This window comes from Chryseobacterium sp. CH21, assembly GCF_004119445.1.
Taxonomy (GTDB): domain Bacteria; phylum Bacteroidota; class Bacteroidia; order Flavobacteriales; family Weeksellaceae; genus Chryseobacterium.
In genome coordinates this window covers 1-1,787 of sequence record NZ_QICI01000030.1, presented here as the reverse complement: position 1 = coordinate 1,787, position 1,787 = coordinate 1, and the positions used below count along the sequence as shown (strand labels likewise).

Here is a 1,787-nt window from a genome sequence, read left to right as displayed (position 1 = left end):
TGGCACATTTACTCAAAAGATTTACCGGAAGATACCGGAATTCCCACTGAGTATAAAGTAACAGGAAAGAATATTGAATTGATCGGGAAATTTACCGAAGTAGGTAAAAAGCATGAAGAATTTTCTGAAGCTTTTGGGGGAACAATTGTTTTCTACTCCAATTCTGCCGGATTTAAGCAAAAATTTAAATTAAAAGATCCAACAAAGCCTGCGGATGTCACTTCTGAGATTACCTACCAAACTTGTGATGACAGAGTTTGTCTGGCTCCCAATACCTTAGAATTTAACCAAAAAGTTACGCCAAAAGGGGCAACGGAAGAGGTTGCCACTGAGGAAACAGCAACTCCAGCAAAAGATTCTGTAAAAACAACAGAAACAGTTACTGAAAATCCTGCAAAAACAGAAGCAACGATTACAGAAACTTCAAAACTAGATCCTAAGCAGCTGAAAATTGCAACCATTGATTTCAAAAAACCATTAACGGATTGTGGTACAGCTTCTACCAAAGTGGATGAAAACTATTGGACGTATTTATTCTTAGGATTTATCGGAGGCTTAATCGCTTTGCTTACACCTTGCGTTTTCCCAATGATTCCGCTTACGGTTTCATTCTTTACCAAAGGAAGTAAGAACAAAGCAAAAGGGAAAAGAGATGCTCTTATTTATGGGTTTTTCATTCTTCTGATCTTCGTTTTATTAAGTATTCCTTTCCACATTATTGACGGAATCGCCGGAAATATCTTCAACGAGATTTCTACCAGCGTATGGCTTAATATTGCCTTCTTTATTATATTCATCTTCTTTGCCGGAAGTTTCTTCGGGTATTATGATATCACTTTACCAAGTTCCATCGCCAACAAATCTTCTAAAGCGGAAGAAGCAGGAGGAATTATCGGTATTTTCTTCATGGCTTTGACGTTGGTGATTGTTTCTTTCTCATGTACAGGACCTATTTTAGGAAGCTTATTGGGAAGTGCAGTAACAGGTTCTACAAACGTTCCTATGCTGTTGACATTTGCACTGGCAGGGTTCGGGCTGGCATGGGCTATTATTTTTGGCTTGCTGGCATTATTCCCGCAGGCATTACAAAGTCTTCCAAAATCCGGAGGATGGATGAATACGGTAAAAGTAGTTTTAGGTTTCGTAGAACTGGCGTTAGCATTGAAATTCTTATCTAAAGCAGATCTTGTATCTAAAACATTCTTCTTAAAAAGAGAACTTTTCATTGCAATCTGGATCATCATTGCATTAGGATTAGCGATATATCTGTTAGGATTGATCAGATTCCCTCACGATGATAAAAAGCCTAAAATTTCTATCACAAGAAAAATATTGGGTGTATTGGGAATTGGTTTTGTGATTTACTTAGTTCAAGGCTTAATCCCTTCTGACCGTCCGAAACTTCAATTATTAAGTGGAATTTTACCTCCACTAAACGTAAGCTATTTCCACGATGAAAAAGACGGAATTTTAGGAATGCATCCTGAACACGACTTCTTCAAAGCAATAGAACTTGCCAAGAAAGAAGATAAACCCATCCTGATTGACTTCACTGGATACGGATGTGAAAACTGTAGAAAAATGGAGGAATTCGTATGGAGCGAGCCAGACATCTTACCAATATTACAGAATGATGTGGTATTAGCTTCTCTATACGTAGATGACAAAGAAGAGCTTCCTGAGGATCAGAAAACCAAAATAGACCTTGGTGAAGGACAGATCAAAAAAGTAAAAACAATTGGTGACAGATGGAGTTTATTCCAACAGGTTAACTTTAACAATAACTC

At 37.7% G+C, this 1,787-nt stretch carries 1 protein-coding gene; it reads left to right on the top strand.

All coding sequences use genetic code 11. From position 1 onward, the window contains the following. The coding region (locus tag BOQ62_RS05030) for a protein-disulfide reductase DsbD family protein (RefSeq protein WP_129037637.1) at positions 1–1,787 on the top strand (1,787 nt) is incomplete at both ends.